Raw genomic sequence first — 21,158 nt, 5'->3', positions numbered from 1 at the left:
GGGCAGAATATCTGGCTAACAATGCAGCGTCCATACCTTTACCATTGTTTTAGTGTAAAGAGAGGTCAAGAATTATGATTACTACCAGAACAGCCAAACAATGTGGACAAGCGGACTTCGGCTGGCTGCAGGCCCGCTACACCTTTTCCTTTGGACATTACTTTGACCCGAAACTTTTGGGCTACGCCTCCCTGCGCGTACTGAACCAGGAAGTACTGGCACCCGGTGCATCATTCCAGCCGCGTACCTATCCAAAAGTAGATATTCTGAACCTGATTCTGGAAGGCGAAGCCGAGTATCGCGACAGCGAAGGTAACCATATTCAGGCCAAAACGGGCGAAGCATTGCTCATTGCGACTCAGCCAGGCATTAGCTATAGCGAACATAATCTGAGTAAAGATAAGCCGCTGACACGTATGCAATTGTGGCTTGATGCCTGCCCGGAACGTGAAAATCCGACGGTGCAAAAAGTGACGATTGCCGATCAGGCTCGCCAGTTGCTGGCCTCTCCGGACGGTAGCCAGGACAGTCTGCAATTACGTCAGCAGGTGTGGTTACACCATATCGAGCTGGAAAAAGGTGAAGAGCTTACGTTTCAACTGCATGGGCCACGCGCCTACCTGCAGTCGATTCACGGTACGGTACACGCAGTCACCCCGTGCGAATCGCGGGAAGCGCTCACCTGCGGTGACGGCGCTTTTATTCGTGATGAGGCTAACATAACGTTAGTCGCCGATACGCCGTTGCGCGCTTTACTGATAGATTTACCCGTGTAAGCGCGTGAGTTTTTACGGAGTACGACGGTGAAGAAAAAGAGTGTTCAATACAGAACGTCAAAGCATATACCCACACAGCAATCTACCCCGGCAGAATCGCCGCAATCTTTTGATTACGACGACATGCTGACAGAACTGGAAGCTATCGTCGCCGATGCGGAGCAACGGCTGGCGCAAGAAGACGAAGCAGCGTAACAGAAGCCCTGGTATAAAATCCGGGGCTTTTTTTGAGGCGCTTCCGATAAAATTAGCCTGATGGTAAGTCGTTATCCAGTAAATCGGTGCCGTAAGAATTATCGATCGTGCATAACCATCCCTGCGACACGGTGTAGCGAAAAACATATGTCGCGCGACGGGTTGTCTCGACTGTGCCCCCTTTGCCGTCCGGATAACGCAGCAGGGTTTCCATGATGACCAGCGCGTTATCGGCACCTTCAATGACCTGCACCTCCCCCTGTTCTACCACCAGGCTCCCCTGGAAATAGTCAGCAATGGCCATGAAAGCTTTACGAATGTTCTCTTTTCCTTTGGCAATCATTCCTGGCTTGATGACCAGCGCGGCATCGTCCGCGTAAAACGTCATCAGGGTATCGTAATCTTTCGCTGAAATCGCCCTGTCGCAGGCTTCGATAATTGTCCGAACGGGATGTGAACTCATGTTCAATGCGTCCTGGGAATATGTTCCAGGAGTCAGTAGAGCATTGTCAGCGGAAGTTGCAATAGCGAGGCACAGGTAGCTACCGGAAATGAGAGTGTGCAGGAGTGTGAAGTCACAGAAAAGCAAAAACCCGCCGGAGCGGGTTTTTACCTGAAAAGATCGAAACTGACCGATAAGCCGGGTTCTGTCGTGGACAGTCATTCATCTAGGCCAGCAATCGCTCACTGGCTCAAGCAGCCTACCCGGGTTCAGTACGGGCCGTACCTTATGAACCCCTATTTGGCCTTGCTCCGGGTGGAGTTTACCGTGCCGCGAACTGTTACCAGCCGCGCGGTGCGCTCTTACCGCACCCTTTCACCCTTACCTGATCCCACTTACGTGGGCCATCGGCGGTTTGCTCTCTGTTGCACTGGTCGTAGGCTGTTACACCCCCCAGGCGTTACCTGGCACCCTGCCCTATGGAGCCCGGACTTTCCTCCCCTCCGTCTGTCTCCCCCGAAGGAGGACAACGACGAAGCGGCGACTGTCTGGTCAGCTTCGGCGCGCAGTATAGAGGGTTTGCGCGACGATGTCACCCCTCAGCAGACATGCCAACCTGTAAGGTGGCCGCAATATTACGGGATGCGCGATAAATATTGTCAAACGCACCACGGAACGCCTCTTCCAGCGTACCAATACTGGTCAGAACACTGAACACCGCATCAATACCATACTGATGCACAATACCAACATCCCGCGTCAGACTTCCGGCAATACCGATAACCGGCTTATGGTATTTTTTTGCCACATGGGCCACGCCCACAGGCACTTTACCGTGAATACTCTGGCTGTCGATACGGCCTTCACCGGTAACTACCAGGGTACAGTCATGGATATGTTCTTCCAGATTCAACGCCTGGGTTACGATTTCGATGCCGCTACGCAACTCCGCCCCCAGGAATGCCATTAACGCTGCGCCCATACCGCCCGCCGCACCGGCTCCCGGCACATTTTTCACATCAATATGCAGCGATTTTTTAATCACCCCGGCGTAATGGGCAAGGTTACGGTCCAGCTCGACAATCAACTCTTCCGTCGCGCCTTTTTGTGGTCCAAAGATACGCGATGCGCCCTTTTCGCCCGTCAGCGGATTAGTTACATCGCAGGCAACACGAATAGTGCAGCCAGCAAGACGCGGATCGAGCCTGGAGACATCAATAGCGTTCAGGCTTATCAGGCTGCCGCCACCGTTGCCAATTTCGGTACCATTGGCATCGCACAGTCTCGCGCCAAGCGCCTGTACCATACCCGCACCGCCGTCATTCGTTGCGCTACCGCCGATGCCGATAATGATATTTTTTGCCCCATGATCCAGCGCGTGCAAAATAAGTTCCCCGGTGCCGCGTGAAGTGGTGATCAGAGGGTTTCGTAATTCAGGGGGGACAAGTGCCAGACCGCTGGCAGCAGCCATTTCGATAAAGGCTGTTTTACCGTCGCCGGACATCCCCCAACGCGCATTAACATTTTCGCCTAAAGGACCAGTCACGCGCGCCGTGTGCACAGAACCTTTTGTAGCGGCAATCATGGCTTCAACCGTTCCCTCACCGCCATCTGCGACCGGAACTGAAACGTATTGAGCATCCGGGAAAATTTCCCGAAATCCTTTTTCTATCGCCTGCGCTACTTCGGTAGCAGAAAGGCTTTCTTTATAAGAGTCTGGGGCGATTACGATTTTCATAGTTGATTAGCCTGACATTGCCGCGCAAGGCATTGATTGCACCTCACAGGTCGTACCCGTCACCGTGGTTTTCGACCTGCAAGATGTTGATGCTTAAGAAATTCAGGGCGCGCTCCCGCACCCTTCTTATTAGCGAGAGATTTCTACTTTCGCCAGTTTTTCATAGTAGCACGCGAGAGCGCTGTGGTCGTCATTACCGTGACCATCAGCACGCAGTGCCTGCATCATTTCCATTACTGCGGCAGTCAGCGGCAACTGCGCACCTACGCCATGAGAGGTATCCAGGGCGTTGGACAGGTCTTTGATATGCAGATCGATACGGAAACCAGGTTTAAAATTGCGGTTCAGAACCATCGGTGCTTTTGCTTCCAGCACGGTGCTGCCAGCCAGACCGCCGCGGATTGCCTGGAATACCAGTTCTGGATTAACGCCCGCTTTCGTTGCCAGCGTCAGCGCTTCGGACATTGCCGCAATGTTCAGCGCCACGATGACCTGGTTAGCCAGTTTGGTCACATTACCCGCGCCGATATCGCCGGTGTGAACAACAGATCCCGCCATGGCTTTCAGCAGATCGTAGTATTTGTCGAACAGCGCTTTGTCGCCGCCAACCATTACGGACAGGGTGCCGTCGATAGCTTTCGGTTCACCGCCACTTACCGGCGCGTCCAGCATTTCGATACCTTTTGCTTTCAGACCTTCGCTGATTTCACGGCTGGCCAGCGGAGCAATCGAGCTCATATCGATCAGAACAGTACCCGGTTTTGCGCCTTCAATGATGCCACCTTCGCCCAGCGCAACTTCTTTCACGTGCGGGGAGTTCGGCAGCATGGTGATGATCACATCACACTGTTCTGCAATAGCTTTTGCGCTGGTGGCGGCTTCTGCACCAGCGGCGATCAGTTCAGCGACCACATCTGCATTGCGGTCGGAGACCACCAGTGAGTAACCTGCTTTAATGAGGTTTTTACTCATTGGTTTACCCATGATGCCAAGGCCAATGAAACCAACTTTCATCGTCATAATTGCGTCTCTCTCTTTATCCAGTGGTGGTTTGATTATTTTTTAAAGGTATCAGCCAGTTTCTGCGTACCCGCACGGAACACGCCCAGATCGCTGCCAACAGCAACGATGGTCGCTCCCCATTCCAGATAGCGACGGGCATCTGCTTCAACAGGCGCCAGGATACCGCTCGGTTTGCCGTGCGCTTTTGCACGCGCAAAAATATGTTCGATGGTGCGCTGTACTTCCGGGTGCCCGGCGTTGCCGATATAACCCAGAGTTGCCGCAAGGTCGCTTGGACCAACGAATACGCCGTCAACGCCGTCGGTTTTGAGGATAGCGTCGAGGTTATCCACGCCCTCCTGGCTTTCGATCTGCACGATGATGGTGATGTTTTTGTTCGACTGTGCGAAGTAATCCGGTACGGTGCCGAACATATTGGCGCGGTGAGACACGGACACGCCGCGGATCCCTTCTGGCGGGTAACGGGTTGCCGCAACGGCGTTTGCTGCTTCTTCTGCCGTTTCAACGAACGGGACGAGGAAATTGTAGAAACCGATATCCAGCAGACGCTTGATCACAACCGGATCGTTCGTCGGGATACGTACCACCGGTGCGCTGGCGCTACCTTTCAGTGCCATCAACTGCGGTACAAAAGAGAGCACGTCATTCGGGGCGTGTTCACCGTCCAACAGCAGCCAGTCAAAACCTGCCAGGCCCAGAACCTCAGTGCTGATATGACTACCCAGCGCCGACCAACAACCGATCTGAACCTGATTTGCCGCCAGAGCAGCTTTAAATTTGTTCGGGAAGATATCGTTACTCATCTTTTGCACCTTAATTTTTAAGCCGTTGCTTACTTTTTCAATTCCATACGTTTGATGTCGCCCACCACAAACAGGTAGCAAACCATCATCATCAGGGCCGAGCAGCCGACAAAAATCAGCGCCCCGTTGAACGAATGCAACTCTTTGACCATGTACCCAATCACCAGCGGGGTCACAATCGATGCCACATTTCCGAACACGTTAAACACGCCGCCGCACAGACCGACAATTTCTTTCGGTGCGATATCGGAGATAACCGGCCAGCCTAACGCGCCAAAACCTTTACCGAAGAATGCCAGGGCCATCAATGCGATAACCAGTACGGTGTTGTCGGTGTAGTTACACAGAATGATGCTGGAAGCCAACAACATCCCAACAACGATGGGGAATTTACGCGCCATGGTCAAAGTGCAACCACGCTTAATCAGGTAGTCCGAGAAGAGACCGCCCAGCACTCCACCACCAAAGCCACACAGGGCGGGAATGGACGCGACAAAACCCACTTTCAAAATTGACATGCCCTTATCCTGCACCAGGTAAATCGGAAACCAGGTCAGGAAAAACCATGTGATGGTGTTCAGGAAATATTGACCAAAGAACACGCCAAGCATCATACGGCTGGATAACAGTTGCCTGATGTAATCCAGTTTCGGGCCGGATTGCTTATCGCTGTCGGTTTTTTTGTGGTCCATATCGACCACCGCGCCGTTAGCAGAAATATAATCCAGCTCTTCGCGGGTCATACGCGGATGGTCGGTTGGGTTATGGATGTACTTAACCCAGGCTGCCGTCAGCACAAAACCAATCACGCCCATGACAGTGAAGACATGTTCCCAGCCCCATGCGAAGGTCAGCCAACCCAGTAGCGGGGAGAACAGTGCGAGCGAAAAATACTGCGCCGCGTTAAAAATCGCCGAAGCGGTACCGCGCTCTTTTGCCGGGAACCAGGCCGCCACAATACGGGCGTTTGCCGGGAAAGAAGGTGCTTCGGAGAAGCCCAGCATAAAGCGCATGATAAACATCGAGACCCCAGCCCATGCGAGCGGGAACACGTCGACAAAACCTTGCAAGAAGGTAAAAAGCGACCAAAAGAACAGGCTCCAGGTATACACCTTTTTCGAGCCATAGCGGTCAAGTAACCAGCCGCCTGGGATCTGCATCAGCAGGTACGCCCAGCCAAACGCAGAAAAAATGTAACCCATCGATACCGAGTCAAGATGCAACTCTTTCGCGACATCGGTCCCCGCAATGGAGAGCGTGGCGCGGTCCGCGTAGTTAACTGCTGTGACAATAAATATAATGAGCAGAATTAAATAGCGAGTTGGTATTCCCCTTTTTACCTCAATTGAACTTTGCACAGACATATCATTTCCTCGGGTGCTGCTTAGATTTTAAAATATATTTTTCTTGATATGTAATTTACCCGACATATAAAAAGAAACTCTCGAAGAATAATATCGGGAAATAGCATGTTTATATTTTATTACCGCACAGTATAATCACCGCCAATCGGTCGCGCACTGGCGGTTTGCTCAATTTTAACGTGGGCCAGTAAGATTATTTTGAGCATATGCACACATAGCTGGGCGCTGATGCACAGATCTGGTAATTCGAATCCTTATAGGGCACCTAACCACGAAGATAAGTGATTTAGATCACATTTTGATCTTGAAACTCCTGACATTCTTATTCCATCAAATGATTTTTGTATTTCTGATAATTAAAGAACATCCCCTCTTTATTTTTTTGAGTAATGCATCGTATCGTTAGCTGGAGATTACTTGATAATGGCCGACATTGAAATTAGACAGCAGTCGCCTACGGCGTTTTATATTAAAGTACACGACACCGATAATGTCGCTATCATCGTTAATGACAATGGATTAAAAGCGGGCACCCGTTTTCCGGATGGTCTCGAATTAATTGAGCATATCCCGCAAGGCCATAAAGTTGCGCTGGTAGATATTCCTCATCACGGGGAAATCATCCGGTACGGTGAAGTTATCGGTTATGCAGTACGTGATATTGCGCGCGGCAGCTGGATTGACGAATCCACCGTCGAATTACCGAAAGCGCCGCCATTGAATACACTGCCCCTGGCGACGAAAGTGCCAGAACCATTGCCGCCGCTGGAAGGTTATACCTTCGAAGGTTATCGCAACGCCGATGGCAGCGTCGGTACCAAAAATCTCCTCGGCATCACCACCAGCGTGCATTGTGTGGCGGGGGTGGTCGACTATGTGGTGAAAATTATTGAACGCGACCTGCTACCGAAGTACCCGAATGTGGATGGCGTGGTCGGCCTGAACCATCTGTACGGCTGTGGCGTCGCCATTAACGCACCGGCAGCCGTTGTGCCTATCCGTACCATTCACAACATCGCGCTGAACCCCAACTTTGGCGGTGAAGTGATGGTGATCGGTCTGGGCTGTGAAAAACTGCAACCTGAGCGCCTGCTCCAGGGTACAGAAGATGTGAAATCGATTCCGGTAGACGATGCCAGTATTGTCCGTCTGCAGGATGAACATCATGTCGGTTTCAAATCTATGGTTGACGATATTTTGCAGGTTGCAGTTCGTCATCTGGAAAAACTGAACCAACGCCAGCGCGAAACCTGCCCGGCTTCTGAACTGGTTGTCGGCATGCAGTGTGGTGGTAGCGACGCCTTCTCCGGTGTGACCGCAAATCCGGCAGTTGGTTATGCCTCTGACCTGCTTATACGTTGCGGTGGCACGGTCATGTTCTCCGAAGTGACCGAAGTGCGTGATGCCATTCACCTCCTTACGCCGCGTGCCATCAATGAAGAAGTGGGCAAGCGCCTGCTGGAAGAGATGGCCTGGTATGACAACTACCTTGATATGGGGCAAACGGACCGTAGTGCTAACCCATCTCCGGGGAATAAAAAGGGCGGTCTGGCAAACGTAGTGGAAAAAGCGCTGGGCTCGATTGCGAAATCGGGTAAGAGCGCCATTTCCGAAGTGCTTTCGCCCGGTCAACGCCCGACCAAACGTGGTCTGATTTATGCGGCAACGCCAGCCAGTGACTTTGTCTGCGGCACGCAACAGGTGGCTTCCGGTATCACCGTTCAGGTATTCACCACCGGACGTGGTACGCCGTACGGCCTGATGGCGGTGCCGGTCATCAAGATGGCGACCCGTACTGAACTGGCAAACCGTTGGTATGATTTGATGGATATCAACGCAGGGACTATCGCAACGGGCGAAGAGACTATCGAGGAGGTGGGCTGGAAGCTGTTCCACTTTATCCTTGATGTCGCAAGCGGCCGCAAGAAAACCTTTTCTGATCAATGGGGTTTGCACAACCAACTGGCTGTGTTTAACCCGGCTCCGGTGACCTGATTCATCAATATACCTCAACGTTTAGCATGGCTTCGGCCATGCTTTTTTTTATTGTTTTTTCGTCTCCATAAACTTTCGAAAACCTCCTTTCTGAGAGAACAAACGAAAGGTTTCAGAGACAGAAAGTACATTATGTCGACGACAGGGGGACTTAACAAAGCGCAGCAAAAAGGTCACGCCACTCTGACATTCAAGATCCACAATTTTGAAATGTTACTGGTGGTGGTAGATACCGCAGCGGAATCGCATTCCCCTCTTATTATTGCGGACACGCCGGGAAGTATCTGTAGTTGCAGAGCATCAGTGCCGATCTGATGTTTGTGGGCCGGATGGCACTGATACTACCAACGGCATTACCAATTCGATTAGCGGCGTGATGGCGGTACCGCACGCCTGCAAGTTCAGTCGCTACAGGGTTTAATCAGGTGTTGCCGCTGAAGATAGCGAGAAGGATAAAGCAGTGCTGAATAAGTTGGGTAAGAAAGTTGTGATTGTTTAGCGCACCCGCTGCGCTAACCGTAACGAAAACAGCCATGGTATGAATAACATGGCTGCCTCGGTGGAAAGATCGGGGTACGTCAAAAGAAAATCGCCCGGATATAACCCTGCTATGCCCAGGCAGAAAAGCTACGCCTCGCCCTGCTGCTCCAGCGCGTATTTATAGAGCGCGTTTTTCTTCACGCCGTGGATTTCCGCAGCCAGCGCAGCGGCTTTTTTCAGGGGAAGTTCAGCCTGCAGCAATGCCAGCGTGCGCAGCGCATCGGCGGGTAAGGCATCTTCCTGTGCCTTGTGGCCTTCAACGATCAGCACCATCTCGCCCTTGCGGCGGTTTTCGTCCTCTTTCACCCATGCCAGCAACTCCCCTACCGGCGCGCCATAAATCGACTCCCAGGTTTTGGTCAGCTCGCGGGCCAGCACCACGTAACGTGATTCGCCCAGCACAGTGACGATATCCTCCAGGCTTTCCAGCAGGCGATGCGTTGATTCATAAAAAATGAGCGTACGCGGTTCTGTCTCCAGCGATTTTAAGGTGTCGCGACGCCCTTTCGATTTCGCCGGCAGAAACCCCTCGTAACAAAAACGATCGGACGGTAACCCCGCCGCACTTAATGCTGCTATTGCGGCACACGGACCCGGTAGTGGAACCACACGGATGCCCGCTTCACGGCAGGTGCGTACAAGGTGGTAGCCAGGGTCGTTAATCAGCGGCGTGCCGGCATCGGAGACCAGCGCGATGTTTTGCCCCTCTTTTAGATTCGCCACCAGCGTGTCGGCCTTTTGTTGCTCATTATGGTCGTGCAGGGCAAACAGACGGGCATTAATGGCAAAATGGGAAAGCAGCAGCCCGGTGTGGCGCGTATCCTCGGCAGCGATAAGATCGACATCCTGCAATACGGTGAGCGCACGCTGGGTAATATCACCCAAATTGCCGATGGGCGTTGGGACAATGTAGAGCTGGCCCTGATAATTGTCCGCAGATTCGTGTTGTTTCATTGTTTGATCCGTATTGCCGATTTAATATTGAGCATTGCGTAAAAAATATCACTGGATACAGTATGCTACCGTCAACATTTCTACGTTCGAAAGCCATGCGCTGCCTGCCTGTCGTGCTGGCCGCTCTGCTGTTCGCAGGCTGCGGCACACACTCGGCCGATCAAAGCGCCGCGCACCTGGAAGGCAACGCTCAGGCTGATTCGGGTTTCTATCTGCACCAGATGCAGCAAAGCTCAGATGATAGCAAGACCAACTGGCAATTACTCGCCATTCGTGCACTGCTGAAAGAGGGCAGGACCCAGCAGGCCAGTGAATTGTTGGCTCAATTACCCCATGAGTTAAATGACGAGCAGCGCGCTGAACAGACCTTGCTGAGCGCAGAACTCAAACTAACGCAACAAGACTACGCAGGGGCGCAGGCACTGCTGACCAATGTCGATCCGAAAGGATTTAGTCAGAATCAGCAGGCGCGTTACTGGCAGGATGTGATCACCGCAAACCAGAATAAACCATCCCCGACACTGCTACGTGCCCTTATTGCACAGCAACCGCTGCTGACTGCGGCACCGGACAAACAAAAGAATATCGATGCGACCTGGCAGGCGCTCTCTTCCCTGACGCCCGATCAGGCCAAAGCCGTTCAGCCGGGTCAGGATGAAACGGTGCTGCAAGGATGGCTTGATTTACAACGCGTATGGTCCGATAACCGCAACGATCCGAACATGCTGAAAGCGGGTATTGCCGACTGGCAGAAACGCTTCCCGCAGAATCCAGGCGCCGTTCTGTTACCGAGCCAACTGGCGAATGTGCAAAACTTCCGCCCGGCATCTGTCAATCAAATCGCCCTGCTACTGCCGTTAAATGGCCAGGCTGCTGTCTTTAGTCGCGCTATCCAGCAGGGTTTTGAGGCAGCGAAAAACGGCATTACCCCTGTTTCTGGCCCGGCAGTGCCTGTCCAGGTGGCACAGGCAGCGACGATGGCGACCACAGCGGATGTTGTCAGCCCTGCACAAACCAATGTTAGCGATCTGACCACGCCGCAGCCAGCGCCAGCGGCTGGCGCACCGGTAACGGCTCCGGCTCCAGCACAGGCACAGGCACAGGCAGACCAGACGCAACAGACTTCACCTGCTGAGCAACCCACCCAGACGCCCGCAGAGCAAACCGATCCGGCCGCCCCGGCAGGGCAACCGGTAAATACCCCTGCCGTTGCCAGCACCCCGGCAAACCCGAACGCTGTGCTGAAAGTGTATGACACCAGTTCACTGCCACTTGACCAGGTGTTGAGCCAGGTTCAGAAAGAGGGTGCGAGCATTGTTGTCGGGCCGCTCCTGAAAAATCACGTCGAAGAACTGATGCGTAGCCAGACGCCTCTGAACGTGCTTGCGTTGAATCAGCCAGAGAAAGTCGAAAACCGTCCGAATATCTGTTACTTCGCCCTCTCCCCGGAAGATGAAGCCCGCGATGCGGCGCGTCATATTTATCAGCAAGGCCGTCATGCACCACTGCTTCTGCTACCGCGCAGCTCACTTGGCGACCGCGTCGCCAATGCTTTCGCCCAGGAGTGGCAAAAACTGGGCGGCGGTATTGTGCTGCAGCAAAAATTCGGCTCGACGACAGAGCTACGCATGGGAATAAACAGCGGTTCCGGTATTGCGATGACGGGCAGTCCTGTCGCGGCCAGCCTGCCGCAGCAGCAGGGTGTGACCATCGGCGGGTTGAATATTCCGGCTCCGCCAACCGAAGCGCAGATCACTGGCGGCGGCAATATTGATGCGGTCTATATCGTCGCGACACAGGATGAAATCGCCCTTATCAAGCCGATGATCGCTATGCGTACCGGCAGCCAGAGCGGTATCGTGCTCTATGCCAGCTCTCGTAGCGCTCAGGGTGGTTCGGGCCCGGACTTCCGTCTGGAGATGGAAGGCTTGCAGTTCAGCGAAATCCCGATGCTCGCAGGCAGCAATCCGGCACTGATGCAACAGGCTTTGATGCACACCAATAATGACTACTCACTGGCGCGCCTGTATGCGATGGGCGCAGATGCCTGGACGCTGGCAAACCACTTCTCGCAAATGCGTCAGGTGCCAGGATTTGAAATTAATGGTAACACTGGCGATTTGACCGCCACTCAGGAATGCGTGATTAACAGGAAGTTGTCATGGCTCAAATACCAGCAGGGGCAAATCGTCCCCGCCAGTTGACCCGTAAGCAGACCGGTGATGCCTGGGAGCTTCAGGCGCGCCGCTGGCTTGAGCGCAAGGGAATGCGCTTTCTTGCCGCTAATGTGCGCGAGCGTGGCGGTGAGATAGACTTGATTATGCAGGACAAGTCGACAACGGTGTTTGTGGAGGTGCGCTATCGCAAATCGTCATTTTTCGGCGGTGCTGCGGCCAGTGTCACCGCCAGCAAGCAACGTAAATTACTGCATGCCGCCCGTTTGTGGCTGGCCCGGCACAATGGGAGTTTTGATACTGTGGATTGCCGGTTCGATGTGGTAGCCTTCACCGAAAATGAGGTTGAGTGGATACAAAATGCCTTTAACGACCACTCATAATGACTGAATGATAGGGATTACCCGTGCTTGATAGAATTAAAGTTTGCTTTACAGAAAGCATTCAGACGCAGATTGCGGCGGCAGAAGCGCTGCCAGACGCAATTTCACGCGCCGCCATGACCATGGTCCATTCCCTGCTTAATGGCAACAAAATCCTCTGTTGTGGCAATGGGACTTCCGCCGCCAATGCACAGCATTTTGCTGCCAGTATGATTAATCGTTTTGAAACGGAACGTCCAAGTTTACCTGCCATTGCACTTAATACCGATAATGTGGTCTTAACAGCCATCGCAAACGATCGTTTACATGACGAAATTTATGCCAAGCAGGTCCGGGCTCTTGGACATGCAGGCGATATATTGCTGGCGATTTCCACCCGTGGGAACAGCCGCGATATTGTCAAAGCCGTTGAAGCCGCAGTAACGCGTGACATGAGTATCGTAGCGCTTACCGGGTATGACGGTGGCGAACTGGCCGGTTTGTTGGGGCCGCAGGATGTCGAAATACGTATTCCTTCCCACCGCAGCGCACGCATACAGGAGATGCATATGCTGACGGTAAATTGTTTGTGCGACCTGATTGATAACACGCTTTTCCCTCACCAGGATGATTAAGGAGTACATATGAAGGCATTTACGCCCCTCGCAGTCCTTATTTCCGCACTGCTGCTACAAGGCTGTGTAGGCGCAGTGGTGGTCGGTTCAGCTGCTGTCGGCACCAAAGCAGCAACCGATCCACGTACGGTCGGCACTCAGGTGGATGACGGTACTCTGGAACTACGCGTTAATAGCGCGCTGTCTAAAGACGAACAAATTAAAAAGCAGGCTCGCATAAACGTCACCGCTTATCAGGGGAAAGTACTGCTGGTGGGTCAGGCCCCTACTACCGAACTCGCGTCACGAGCTAAGCAAATCGCAATGGGCGTAGACGGTGCCACGGAGGTCTATAACGAAATTCGCCAGGGTCAGCCAATTGGGATGGGCACGGCGGCCAGTGATACCTGGATCACCTCCAAAGTACGTACGCAGTTGCTCAGTAGCGACCAGGTGAAATCGTCCAATGTGAAAGTCACTACGGAGAATGGCGAAGTGTTCTTGCTGGGTCTGGTGACCGACCGTGAAGGCAGAGCCGCTGCGGATATTGCCAGCCGCGTCAGCGGTGTGAAACATGTCACCACCGCGTTTACAATGATTAAATAGCGTTGATGGCCCTCCCCGGCAGGTGTATGCCGGGGAGAGTCGGTTTACGCTGTGCCTAAATTAAAACAGTGCCAGTATGCCGGTAATCACCCCACCGAATGCCACCAGCCCCCCTGTTAGCCACAACGCTTTCGCCGGAAAAGATTTCCGCAGCATTATCAGAGACGGCAGACTGACCGCAGGAAGCGTCATCAGTAGCGCCATTGCCGGTGCTGCCCCCATCCCCGCCAGCATCATTGTTTGCACAATCGGAATCTCGGCCGCCGTTGGGATCACGAACAGGCAACCGGCTATCGCCATTGCTACTACCCACATCAGCGAATTATCAATCGCACCATCTGCATGCGGAAACAGCCAGACACGCGCCGCGCCAAGTACCAGCACCGCCAGAATATAAACCGGGATTGTGCTCCAGAATAACGCCCACAGCGCCTTTCCCCAACGGGCAAAAAAGTGCCCTTCCGGCTCAGGCAACGAAAGATCGACCGGTGCCGTCTGCTGGACATCGTCTTTGACCAGATACTGCACCAGCGTCGCCACGCCAATCACTATCACTAACCCGGCAATCAGTCGCATCGCGACAAAATGCCAGCCCAGCACAAAACCCATAAAAACCAGGGTTGCCGGGTTAAGCAGTGGGTTGCCCATCCAGAACGCCAGCGCGCCGCCCATAGAGACCTGCTGACGACGCATTCCCGCAGCAACGGGCGCAGCACAACATGAGCACATCATGCCGGGCAGAGAAAACAGCGTACCAAACAGTGTCCCGCTCAATCGCTGTTGCCCCAGGGTACGAATGAGCCAGTTTCGCGGAATAAGCACCTGAATTAACGAACCCAGCAAAACACCCAGCACCGCCGCTTTCCAGACGGCCAGGAAGTAGACCAGGGCATAGTCGAGAGCCGCCTGAAATGGGCTGGCATCGGCCTGAGCGAGAATGGATTTACCAATACTGTGTGTCTGTGCGGCGGTGAAAGCTTTTCCGTAATAGGGTTGCCACTTCACATACCAGAGACCAATGATCACGACGAGAAAAAAGAGAGCGGGTTTCCACCATTGCACAGGTGTCGCCGCCCGAGATGAAGACTGACCAGTCATACCATTCTCCGGGGGATAAATGCAGAATTAATTACCCCGCGAATAGTACTCCTGGGCTATTTATTTGAAAATGATTAATCACTTGCCATTGCGCGCAGCCGGGCAGAGGAGAGGATCTCCACCCGCTCCGGGGAAGGGGAAAAGGCTGCTTTCAGCATCGCGCTGGCCACATCCTGCGCATCAATGGATTTCCAGTTCCCCGGCATGATGCGAAACAGCGGGGCCAACAGTGATTCGTTAACACGACGTTTTTCGCGATCTCCCACCAGCATTGACGGACGGACAATAGTCAAACGCTCCCATTCTTGCTTCATCAGCGCATTTTCCATCTCACCTTTCACCCGATTATAGAAAAAAGGCGAACGCGCACTGGCACCCAGCGAACTCACCACCAACATATGCCGCGCCCCCAGACGTAACCCTGTTAACGCCGTATCGACCACCAGCGTGAAATCAGCGTGTACAAAAGCTTCTTTACTGCCCGCTTCCCGCCGTGTCGTTCCCAGGCAGCAAAAAACGATATCAACGGGCTCCGTCACCATGGAGAGCGCATCACTTAACTGCGGATCATGAGGATTGAACACGCCAGAAATCGGCTCTAATGGCCGACGCGTGGGGGCTGCAATGGCACTAACGCGGGCGTCATTCACCAGCATCCGTAGTAAGATCCCGCCAACCAACCCGGTCGCACCCGTTATCAATACCCGACTCATACCCTCTCCTTTTGCAGAATAGTCTGTCTTGCAATGTCATCGCCCTGAACCAGGCTTAGTAGTCCTGATAGTCATTATTGTTGAAAATGACCAGCCTGAGCTGAATAACGGAGGATACATGAGCAAGAAAATTGCAGTCTTGATCACCGACGAGTTTGAAGATTCAGAATTTACGTCTCCGGCCGAGGAGTTTCGTAAAGCAGGCCACGAAGTGGTCACGATAGAGAAGCAGGCAGGTAAGACAGTGACAGGTAAGCAAGGTGAGGCCAGCGTTACCATCGACAAAGCAATTGATGATGTCCGGCCCGCCGATTTTGATGCCCTGCTTCTGCCAGGCGGACATTCGCCAGACTCTCTGCGTGGCGACAACCGTTTCGTGACCTTTACCCGCGATTTTATCAATAGCGGTAAACCTGTGTTTGCAATCTGCCACGGGCCGCAGCTGTTAATCAGCGCCGATGCTCTGCGCGGCAGAAAGTTAACGGCGGTGAAACCAATCGTGATAGATGTGAAAAACGCGGGGGGCGAATTCTACGACCAGGAAGTGGTGGTTGATAATAACCAACTGGTCACCAGTCGAACTCCGGATGATCTTCCCGCGTTTAACCGCGAAGCGCTACGGCTTTTGGGTGCCTGAGTCACGTATCCAGTGAAGCTTTTTACCAAAGCCCAGTGTGTTATCGGTGAATTTCAGTTCGGTGAGGCGAATTTCCCACATCGGCGCCAATAAGACACGGGCAACAGGAAAGCGTCGGTTGTACTGCGCACGCGGACCGGCGCTTTCCGCCTCCTCAAGACGCCGTATCTCCCCGGTAAATTGTACGCCGCGAATAAGTGCGACCGTCTTCGGTTGCCCATTCACAGTTCCGGCAACATTTGCCTGCAAACCGGTCATTTGCGAATGGCGCGTATGATCCTCACTCAGCAGATAAAATGCGACCTTCTGCGGATCATAGATATAAAAGGCATTCGCACACCACAGTCCCCCCCTGTTGGCCACACACCAGGTCACAACATGCTGCTTCGCCAGCCAGCGACTAATGGCCGCAAGAGTTTCCATTTCTCTTCATCCTCGTGTTATTTTTCTTTCACATTAGCACAATGAATGACGTTATGACGCTCTGGTCTCTTTATCTCATCCGCACTGCGGACAACCGTCTTTATACCGGTATTACCACCGATGTGGCGCGTCGTTTTATGCAGCATCAGAACGGCAAAGGGGCAAAAGCATTACGGGGAAGAGGCGAACTTACGCTGGCATTTTCCGCGCCAGTAGGAGAGCGCTCGCTGGCGCTGCGTATGGAATATCGTATTAAACAACTGACAAAACGCCAGAAGGAGCGCCTCGTTGCCGGAGATGGCACCTTTGAAGCGCTGTTAGAAAACCTGGTACCGCAGCCGATTAAAAGCGATTAAAGTGTTCGTGGTATTCCACCAGCCCTTTCACGCGGCTTAACGCGTCGTCTGCCAGCGGATGGAGCTGAAAAGCATTTTCGCTATCTGGCCAACGACAATGCAGACCGAACTTCGCCGCAGGCTCAAAGCCTAAACGACCGAAGAAGTCAGGATCCCCCAGCGTCACCACGGCGGCATAGCCAAACTCATTCAGTGAGTCCAGCCCTTCGTATACCAGCTGGCGCGCAAGGCCTTGGCTGCGATACGCTTCATCGACGGCCAACGGCGCAAGGCCGACCCACTGTAAATCCTCGCCCTGCACGGCAACCGGACTGAATGCGACATAACCGATGACCTGACCTTCATCATCCGTTGCGACAAGCCCAAGCGTAATTAAGCCGTCTTCGCGCAGATCGTGTACCAGAGTTGCTTCGCGCTCATCCGCAAAAGTGCGGCGCAAAAGCGCGTCGATTCCCGGTGCATCAATCCCAATTTCTACTCGAATCAGCATGGTTCACCTACAGAAGATTGTGGCGTTGAGGTCGGCGTTTGCAGCCCGGCTTCAACAAAATCCGCCAGTTGCAGCAGCATGACGCGAAGTGCTTTTGGCATCTGCTCCAGCTCAATGGCGTCCATCAGGTTTTTCACATACAACCCAAGTTCCGTGTCGCCTTCAATGACCAGTCTGCGTTGAAAGAACAGCGTATCCGGATCCTGTTTACGTGCAGCAATCATCAGCAGATCGCTGGCATCCGCGCTGAAACTGACATCAGCTACGGCAGACTCTCGCACGATCAATCGTGAATTTTCAACCGAGGTATACCACGTCAGGCCAATATCACGTACCTGAATACTTAACCAGCGGCCTTCAAGAAACTCTAGCTCCCCGTCCGCCCGCGCCTGCTGGAACTGCCAACACAAGACCTGTTCCAGAACCTGCCGTTTAATGGCGAAAGGCGTCAGCTTAATCGGCACGCTCAACAAAGACGGGCCTGAGTGCACAAGACGTGAGCGCAGTTTTTCCAACACGAGCATTACTCCCTGAAAAGAAAATTCCTTCTATTTTGCCATATCAGATAAACGACATGGCGGCGTAAATCAACAATTACGTAAGAAGAATGCCTCGATTATTGATGTCACCAATACACAATTAACTGCCTCAAATCAAAAATTGTCGCTACCAGGTTAACTAAAATCCCAGTTCGTTAACAATTTAGCGCCCCTCGTGGGTTGCCAGGGCCAATACAGCCCCTGATTTCAGGATAAATTATGGAGTTGCTCTGCCCTGCCGGAAATCTTCCGGCACTCAAAGCGGCCATCGAAAACGGTGCCGATGCCGTCTATATCGGCCTGAAAGATGATACCAATGCCCGCCACTTTGCCGGTCTCAATTTTACGGAAAAGAAACTGCAGGAAGCGGTCAGCTTTGTGCATCAGCACCGACGCAAATTGCATATCGCCATTAATACTTTCGCGCATCCGGATGGCTACCAACGCTGGGAGCGCGCTGTAGATATGGCGGCGCAAATCGGTGCGGATGCGTTGATTCTCGCCGACCTGGCCATGCTGGAATATGCGGCAGTTCGTTATCCCCATATTGAACGCCACGTTTCTGTTCAGGCGTCGGCAACTAATGAAGAGGCCATTCGCTTCTATCATCGCCATTTTGATGTAGCCCGCGTTGTCCTGCCCCGCGTCTTATCGATTCATCAGGTTAAACAATTAGCCCGCACCACGCCCGTGCCGCTGGAAGTGTTTGCCTTTGGCAGCCTGTGCATCATGGCCGAAGGGCGTTGCTATCTCTCTTCTTACCTGACGGGTGAGTCGCCAAATACCGTGGGCGCCTGCTCTCCGGCACGTTTTGTGCGCTGGCAGCAAACCCCGCAGGGACTGGAATCACGCCTCAATGAAGTCCTGATCGACCGTTACCAGGACGGTGAAAACGCGGGTTACCCGACGCTGTGTAAAGGCCGCTATCTGGTCGATGGCGAGCGTTACCACGCGCTGGAAGAACCCACCAGCCTGAACACGCTGGAATTATTGCCTGAACTACTGGCGGCCAATATTGCCTCGGTGAAAATTGAGGGGCGTCAGCGCAGCCCGGCCTATGTGAGCCAGGTAGCCAAAGTCTGGCGGCAAGCCATTGACCGTTGTATTGCCGATCCACAGAACTTCGTACCGCAACCCGCCTGGATGAACACGCTGGGCGCGATGTCAGAAGGTACGCAGACCACACTTGGCGCTTACCATCGCAAATGGCAGTAGGAAACACGATGAAATATTCACTTGGACCGGTGCTCTGGTACTGGTCAAAAGAGACGTTAGAGGCGTTTTACCAGCAGGCCGCAACCAGCAGTGCGGATGTGATTTACCTTGGTGAAGCGGTATGCAGCAAGCGTCGCGCCACCAAAGCAGGCGACTGGCTGGATATGGCGAAACAACTTGCCGATAGCGGTAAACAGGTTGTGCTCTCGACTCTCGCGCTGGTGCAAGCCTCGTCTGAGCTTAACGAGCTCAAACGCTATGTCGATAATGGTAATTTCCTGCTGGAGGCCAGCGATCTCGGCGTAGTAAACCTGTGTGCCGAGCGCAAACTGCCCTTCGTCGCGGGACATGCGTTGAACTGCTACAACGCAGTTACGCTGCGTCTGTTACTTAAACAGGGGATGATACGCTGGTGCATGCCGGTAGAGCTCTCCCGCGACTGGCTCATCAACTTGCTCGATCAGTGCGAAACGCTGGGTATTCGCAACCAGTTTGAAGTAGAAGTGCTGAGTTACGGGCATCTGCCGTTGGCCTATTCTGCGCGCTGCTTTACCGCACGTTCGGAAGACAGGCCGAAAGATGAGTGTGAAACCTGCTGCATTAAGTATCCCAATGGACGTCGCATGCTATCGCAGGAAAATCAGCAGGTGTTTGTGCTTAATGGCATCCAGACCATGAGTGGTTACGTTTACAACCTGGGCAATGAACTCAAGTCGATGGCAGGTATCGTGGACATGGTACGTTTATCTCCCATGGGTGAGGATACTTTCGCCATGCTCGACGCCTTTCGCGCCAACGAAAATGGGCAAGCGCCATTGCCGCTGAGCGCAAACAGCGACTGCAACGGTTACTGGAGACGCCTGCCAGGTCTGGAGCTACAGGCCTGAGAAACCGCTCACTTTGTTAACAACAGTCATCAGATTTTAATGCACTATTAAAGGTGCAGCTTTTCTGGCCGACGCGTCCCGAATGCGCCAGGCTGGAAGAAGACCTTCAATCTGATGACAATGCTGTAGCAAAGTGAGCCGTTATGACTGACAAAACGATTGCCTTCTCGGTGCTGGATCTTGCACCGATCCCACAGGGCGCTTCTGCCAAAGAGGCCTTCGCCCATTCCCTTGATCTTGCCAGGCTTGCTGAGAAGCGTGGATATCACCGCTTCTGGCTGGCTGAGCACCACAATATGGTGGGTATCGCCAGTGCGGCGACATCCGTCTTGATTGGTTATCTGGCGGCCAATACCACCTCTCTGCATCTGGGGTCCGGCGGTGTCATGCTGCCAAACCATGCTCCGCTGGTGATTGCTGAACAATTCGGCACGCTAAATACGCTCTATCCGGGCCGTATTGATTTGGGGATCGGGCGTGCTCCAGGTAGCGATCAACCGACGATGCGGGCACTGCGTCGCCATATGAGCGGCGATGTGGATAATTTTCCGCGCGATGTCGCTGAACTGGTGGACTGGTTTGATGCCAATGACCCAAATCCGCACGTTCGCCCGGTTCCGGGTTATGGCGAGAAAATTCCGGTATGGCTACTTGGTTCCAGTCTTTATAGTGCCCAACTGGCGGCACAGCTTGGCCTGCCGTTTGCGTTTGCCTCCCACTTTGCACCAGACATGTTATTCCAGGCGTTGCATCTGTATCGCACCCAATTCAGGCCTTCCGCGCGACTGGAAAAACCGTATGCCATGGTGTGTATCAATATTGTTGCAGCAGACAGTAACCGCGATGCGGAATTCCTGTTTACCTCCATGCAGCAGGCATTCGTGAAATTGCGTCGTGGGGAAACCGGCCAGTTGCCCCCGCCAATTCAAAATATGGATCAGTTCTGGTCGCCGTCAGAGCAATACGGTGTACAGCAGGCGCTGGGGATGTCACTGGTGGGCGATAAGGCGAAAGTGCGTCACGGACTGGAGTCTGTACTGCGTGAAACCCAGGCCGATGAGATCATGGTTAACGGGCAAATCTTCGATCATCAGGCGCGATTGTATTCGTTTGATTTAGCGATGCAGGTGAAAGAGGAACTGTTGGGCTAGATTTTCCCGGATGCAGTAGGGTTTTGCGCTTTACCCGGGCTATCTATCATGTAGCCCGGCTAA

At 53.3% G+C, this 21,158-nt stretch carries 24 protein-coding genes and 1 other RNA gene; 13 read left to right on the top strand and 12 right to left on the bottom strand.

Going from position 1 to position 21,158, the window contains the following annotated elements:
* Positions 1–74: 74 nt before the first annotated feature.
* Positions 75–776 (top strand): pirin family protein, encoded by a 702-nt coding sequence (locus AAIG39_RS14880; protein ID WP_090083134.1) that lies wholly within the window; start codon positions 75–77, stop codon positions 774–776.
* A gap of 27 nt (positions 777–803) precedes the next feature.
* The gene (locus AAIG39_RS14875; protein WP_425503325.1) at positions 804–971 is read left to right on the top strand and encodes a hypothetical protein; all 168 of its coding nucleotides are present in this window, start codon (positions 804–806) and stop codon (positions 969–971) included.
* A gap of 52 nt (positions 972–1,023) precedes the next feature.
* Here AAIG39_RS14875 and AAIG39_RS14870 read toward each other — a convergent pair whose 3' ends face one another.
* The 6 genes from AAIG39_RS14870 to AAIG39_RS14845 form a co-directional block, all read right to left on the bottom strand.
* Positions 1,024–1,434 (bottom strand): YybH family protein, encoded by a 411-nt coding sequence (locus AAIG39_RS14870; protein ID WP_090083132.1) that lies wholly within the window; start codon positions 1,432–1,434, stop codon positions 1,024–1,026.
* Between the two features lie 157 nt (positions 1,435–1,591).
* An RNA gene (gene rnpB, locus AAIG39_RS14865) (RNase P RNA component class A) lies at positions 1,592–1,973 on the bottom strand.
* 32 nt (positions 1,974–2,005) lie between these two features.
* Entirely contained in the window at positions 2,006–3,151 is a 1,146-nt protein-coding gene (gene garK, locus AAIG39_RS14860; RefSeq protein WP_249569751.1) for a glycerate 2-kinase, read from the bottom strand.
* Positions 3,152–3,280: 129 nt separating this feature from the next.
* Complete coding sequence (gene garR / locus AAIG39_RS14855) at positions 3,281–4,171, bottom strand: 2-hydroxy-3-oxopropionate reductase (RefSeq protein ID WP_090083129.1); 891 nt, start codon at positions 4,169–4,171, stop codon at positions 3,281–3,283.
* A gap of 35 nt (positions 4,172–4,206) precedes the next feature.
* Complete coding sequence (garL, locus tag AAIG39_RS14850; RefSeq protein ID WP_090083127.1) at positions 4,207–4,977, bottom strand: 2-dehydro-3-deoxyglucarate aldolase; 771 nt, start codon at positions 4,975–4,977, stop codon at positions 4,207–4,209.
* A gap of 29 nt (positions 4,978–5,006) precedes the next feature.
* Positions 5,007–6,341, bottom strand: a complete 1,335-nt coding sequence (locus AAIG39_RS14845; protein WP_090083125.1) for an MFS transporter — start codon at positions 6,339–6,341, stop codon at positions 5,007–5,009.
* Between the two features lie 423 nt (positions 6,342–6,764).
* On the opposite strand from AAIG39_RS14845, the gene garD reads away from it, so the two are divergent.
* A complete protein-coding gene (gene garD, locus AAIG39_RS14840) occupies positions 6,765–8,336 on the top strand; it encodes a galactarate dehydratase (protein WP_090083123.1) in 1,572 nt (523 codons plus the stop codon).
* Between the two features lie 132 nt (positions 8,337–8,468).
* A complete protein-coding gene (locus tag AAIG39_RS14835; RefSeq protein WP_343194175.1) occupies positions 8,469–8,651 on the top strand; it encodes a class II fructose-bisphosphate aldolase in 183 nt (60 codons plus the stop codon).
* 312 nt (positions 8,652–8,963) lie between these two features.
* On the opposite strand, the gene rsmI is transcribed toward AAIG39_RS14835, so the two are convergent.
* Positions 8,964–9,830: a 16S rRNA (cytidine(1402)-2'-O)-methyltransferase gene (gene rsmI / locus AAIG39_RS14830; protein WP_343194174.1), complete on the bottom strand. Its 867-nt coding sequence runs from the start codon at positions 9,828–9,830 to the stop codon at positions 8,964–8,966.
* Positions 9,831–9,892: 62 nt separating this feature from the next.
* On the opposite strand from rsmI, the gene AAIG39_RS14825 reads away from it, so the two are divergent.
* From AAIG39_RS14825 to dolP, 4 genes are read left to right on the top strand one after another with little or no spacing between them, the layout of a single operon-like run.
* Positions 9,893–12,034, top strand: a complete 2,142-nt coding sequence (locus AAIG39_RS14825; RefSeq protein ID WP_343194173.1) for a penicillin-binding protein activator — start codon at positions 9,893–9,895, stop codon at positions 12,032–12,034.
* Positions 11,992–12,387 carry a YraN family protein gene (locus tag AAIG39_RS14820; RefSeq protein ID WP_090083116.1) on the top strand — a complete coding sequence of 132 codons (396 nt, stop codon included), beginning with the start codon at positions 11,992–11,994 and terminating at the stop codon, positions 12,385–12,387. Before AAIG39_RS14825 ends, AAIG39_RS14820 begins: the two co-directional genes overlap by 43 nt.
* A gap of 23 nt (positions 12,388–12,410) precedes the next feature.
* Positions 12,411–13,001, top strand: a complete 591-nt coding sequence (diaA, locus tag AAIG39_RS14815; RefSeq protein ID WP_039077495.1) for a DnaA initiator-associating protein DiaA — start codon at positions 12,411–12,413, stop codon at positions 12,999–13,001.
* 9 nt (positions 13,002–13,010) lie between these two features.
* Positions 13,011–13,586 (top strand): division/outer membrane stress-associated lipid-binding lipoprotein, encoded by a 576-nt coding sequence (dolP, locus tag AAIG39_RS14810; protein WP_047372980.1) that lies wholly within the window; start codon positions 13,011–13,013, stop codon positions 13,584–13,586.
* A gap of 60 nt (positions 13,587–13,646) precedes the next feature.
* Here dolP and AAIG39_RS14805 read toward each other — a convergent pair whose 3' ends face one another.
* Both AAIG39_RS14805 and AAIG39_RS14800 read right to left on the bottom strand, forming a co-directional pair.
* Positions 13,647–14,684: a permease gene (locus tag AAIG39_RS14805; protein ID WP_090083114.1), complete on the bottom strand. Its 1,038-nt coding sequence runs from the start codon at positions 14,682–14,684 to the stop codon at positions 13,647–13,649.
* Between the two features lie 74 nt (positions 14,685–14,758).
* Positions 14,759–15,397, bottom strand: coding sequence for an NAD(P)H-binding protein (locus AAIG39_RS14800; RefSeq protein ID WP_090083113.1), 639 nt, complete (start codon positions 15,395–15,397; stop codon positions 14,759–14,761).
* 118 nt (positions 15,398–15,515) lie between these two features.
* On the opposite strand from AAIG39_RS14800, the gene AAIG39_RS14795 reads away from it, so the two are divergent.
* Positions 15,516–16,034 carry a type 1 glutamine amidotransferase domain-containing protein gene (locus AAIG39_RS14795; protein ID WP_343194172.1) on the top strand — a complete coding sequence of 173 codons (519 nt, stop codon included), beginning with the start codon at positions 15,516–15,518 and terminating at the stop codon, positions 16,032–16,034.
* Here the strand turns inward: AAIG39_RS14795 and AAIG39_RS14790 are convergent.
* Entirely contained in the window at positions 16,014–16,457 is a 444-nt protein-coding gene (locus tag AAIG39_RS14790; RefSeq protein ID WP_343194171.1) for a YhbP family protein, read from the bottom strand. The genes AAIG39_RS14795 and AAIG39_RS14790 overlap by 21 nt on opposite strands.
* A 53-nt stretch (positions 16,458–16,510) precedes the next feature.
* Here AAIG39_RS14790 and AAIG39_RS14785 point away from each other — a divergent pair, with 53 nt between their 5' ends.
* Positions 16,511–16,813 (top strand): GIY-YIG nuclease family protein, encoded by a 303-nt coding sequence (locus AAIG39_RS14785; protein ID WP_249569757.1) that lies wholly within the window; start codon positions 16,511–16,513, stop codon positions 16,811–16,813.
* On the opposite strand, the gene AAIG39_RS14780 is transcribed toward AAIG39_RS14785, so the two are convergent.
* Both AAIG39_RS14780 and ubiT read right to left on the bottom strand, forming a co-directional pair.
* Positions 16,800–17,303 carry a GNAT family N-acetyltransferase gene (locus AAIG39_RS14780; RefSeq protein ID WP_090083106.1) on the bottom strand — a complete coding sequence of 168 codons (504 nt, stop codon included), beginning with the start codon at positions 17,301–17,303 and terminating at the stop codon, positions 16,800–16,802. The genes AAIG39_RS14785 and AAIG39_RS14780 overlap by 14 nt on opposite strands.
* On the bottom strand, positions 17,297–17,821 hold the full coding sequence (gene ubiT / locus AAIG39_RS14775) for a ubiquinone anaerobic biosynthesis accessory factor UbiT (RefSeq protein WP_343194170.1): 525 nt from the start codon (positions 17,819–17,821) through the stop codon (positions 17,297–17,299). The genes AAIG39_RS14780 and ubiT overlap by 7 nt, the downstream gene beginning before the upstream one ends.
* A gap of 240 nt (positions 17,822–18,061) precedes the next feature.
* On the opposite strand from ubiT, the gene ubiU reads away from it, so the two are divergent.
* The 3 genes from ubiU (at position 18,062) to AAIG39_RS14760 (ending at position 21,095) form a co-directional block, all read left to right on the top strand.
* Positions 18,062–19,057 carry a ubiquinone anaerobic biosynthesis protein UbiU gene (gene ubiU, locus AAIG39_RS14770; protein ID WP_343194169.1) on the top strand — a complete coding sequence of 332 codons (996 nt, stop codon included), beginning with the start codon at positions 18,062–18,064 and terminating at the stop codon, positions 19,055–19,057.
* Positions 19,058–19,065: 8 nt separating this feature from the next.
* Positions 19,066–19,944 carry a U32 family peptidase gene (locus AAIG39_RS14765; protein ID WP_249569758.1) on the top strand — a complete coding sequence of 293 codons (879 nt, stop codon included), beginning with the start codon at positions 19,066–19,068 and terminating at the stop codon, positions 19,942–19,944.
* 143 nt (positions 19,945–20,087) lie between these two features.
* Positions 20,088–21,095, top strand: a complete 1,008-nt coding sequence (locus AAIG39_RS14760) for a luciferase-like monooxygenase (RefSeq protein ID WP_090083100.1) — start codon at positions 20,088–20,090, stop codon at positions 21,093–21,095.
* Positions 21,096–21,158 lie beyond the last annotated feature (63 nt).

Origin of the sequence: Phytobacter palmae (assembly GCF_039409775.1) — a bacterium.
Taxonomy (GTDB): Bacteria; Pseudomonadota; Gammaproteobacteria; order Enterobacterales; family Enterobacteriaceae; genus Phytobacter; species Phytobacter palmae.
This window is presented reverse-complemented; position numbering and strand designations above follow the sequence as displayed.

Excerpts from the sequence above, each read along its gene's own strand:
- AAIG39_RS14880 (WP_090083134.1), top strand. The coding sequence starts at position 75 with ATGATTACTACCAGAACAGCCAAACAATGTGGACAAGCGGACTTCGGC.
- AAIG39_RS14870 (WP_090083132.1), bottom strand. The coding sequence starts at position 1,434 with ATGAGTTCACATCCCGTTCGGACAATTATCGAAGCCTGCGACAGGGCG.
- garK (WP_249569751.1), bottom strand. The coding sequence starts at position 3,151 with ATGAAAATCGTAATCGCCCCAGACTCTTATAAAGAAAGCCTTTCTGCT.
- garR (WP_090083129.1), bottom strand. The coding sequence starts at position 4,171 with ATGACGATGAAAGTTGGTTTCATTGGCCTTGGCATCATGGGTAAACCA.
- garL (WP_090083127.1), bottom strand. The coding sequence starts at position 4,977 with ATGAGTAACGATATCTTCCCGAACAAATTTAAAGCTGCTCTGGCGGCA.
- AAIG39_RS14845 (WP_090083125.1), bottom strand. The coding sequence starts at position 6,341 with ATGTCTGTGCAAAGTTCAATTGAGGTAAAAAGGGGAATACCAACTCGC.
- garD (WP_090083123.1), top strand. The coding sequence starts at position 6,765 with ATGGCCGACATTGAAATTAGACAGCAGTCGCCTACGGCGTTTTATATT.
- AAIG39_RS14835 (WP_343194175.1), top strand. The coding sequence starts at position 8,469 with ATGTCGACGACAGGGGGACTTAACAAAGCGCAGCAAAAAGGTCACGCC.
- rsmI (WP_343194174.1), bottom strand. The coding sequence starts at position 9,830 with ATGAAACAACACGAATCTGCGGACAATTATCAGGGCCAGCTCTACATT.
- AAIG39_RS14825 (WP_343194173.1), top strand. The coding sequence starts at position 9,893 with ATGCTACCGTCAACATTTCTACGTTCGAAAGCCATGCGCTGCCTGCCT.
- AAIG39_RS14820 (WP_090083116.1), top strand. The coding sequence starts at position 11,992 with ATGGCTCAAATACCAGCAGGGGCAAATCGTCCCCGCCAGTTGACCCGT.
- dolP (WP_047372980.1), top strand. The coding sequence starts at position 13,011 with ATGAAGGCATTTACGCCCCTCGCAGTCCTTATTTCCGCACTGCTGCTA.
- AAIG39_RS14805 (WP_090083114.1), bottom strand. The coding sequence starts at position 14,684 with ATGACTGGTCAGTCTTCATCTCGGGCGGCGACACCTGTGCAATGGTGG.
- AAIG39_RS14800 (WP_090083113.1), bottom strand. The coding sequence starts at position 15,397 with ATGAGTCGGGTATTGATAACGGGTGCGACCGGGTTGGTTGGCGGGATC.
- AAIG39_RS14795 (WP_343194172.1), top strand. The coding sequence starts at position 15,516 with ATGAGCAAGAAAATTGCAGTCTTGATCACCGACGAGTTTGAAGATTCA.
- AAIG39_RS14790 (WP_343194171.1), bottom strand. The coding sequence starts at position 16,457 with ATGGAAACTCTTGCGGCCATTAGTCGCTGGCTGGCGAAGCAGCATGTT.
- AAIG39_RS14785 (WP_249569757.1), top strand. The coding sequence starts at position 16,511 with ATGACGCTCTGGTCTCTTTATCTCATCCGCACTGCGGACAACCGTCTT.
- AAIG39_RS14780 (WP_090083106.1), bottom strand. The coding sequence starts at position 17,303 with ATGCTGATTCGAGTAGAAATTGGGATTGATGCACCGGGAATCGACGCG.
- ubiU (WP_343194169.1), top strand. The coding sequence starts at position 18,062 with ATGGAGTTGCTCTGCCCTGCCGGAAATCTTCCGGCACTCAAAGCGGCC.
- AAIG39_RS14765 (WP_249569758.1), top strand. The coding sequence starts at position 19,066 with ATGAAATATTCACTTGGACCGGTGCTCTGGTACTGGTCAAAAGAGACG.
- AAIG39_RS14760 (WP_090083100.1), top strand. The coding sequence starts at position 20,088 with ATGACTGACAAAACGATTGCCTTCTCGGTGCTGGATCTTGCACCGATC.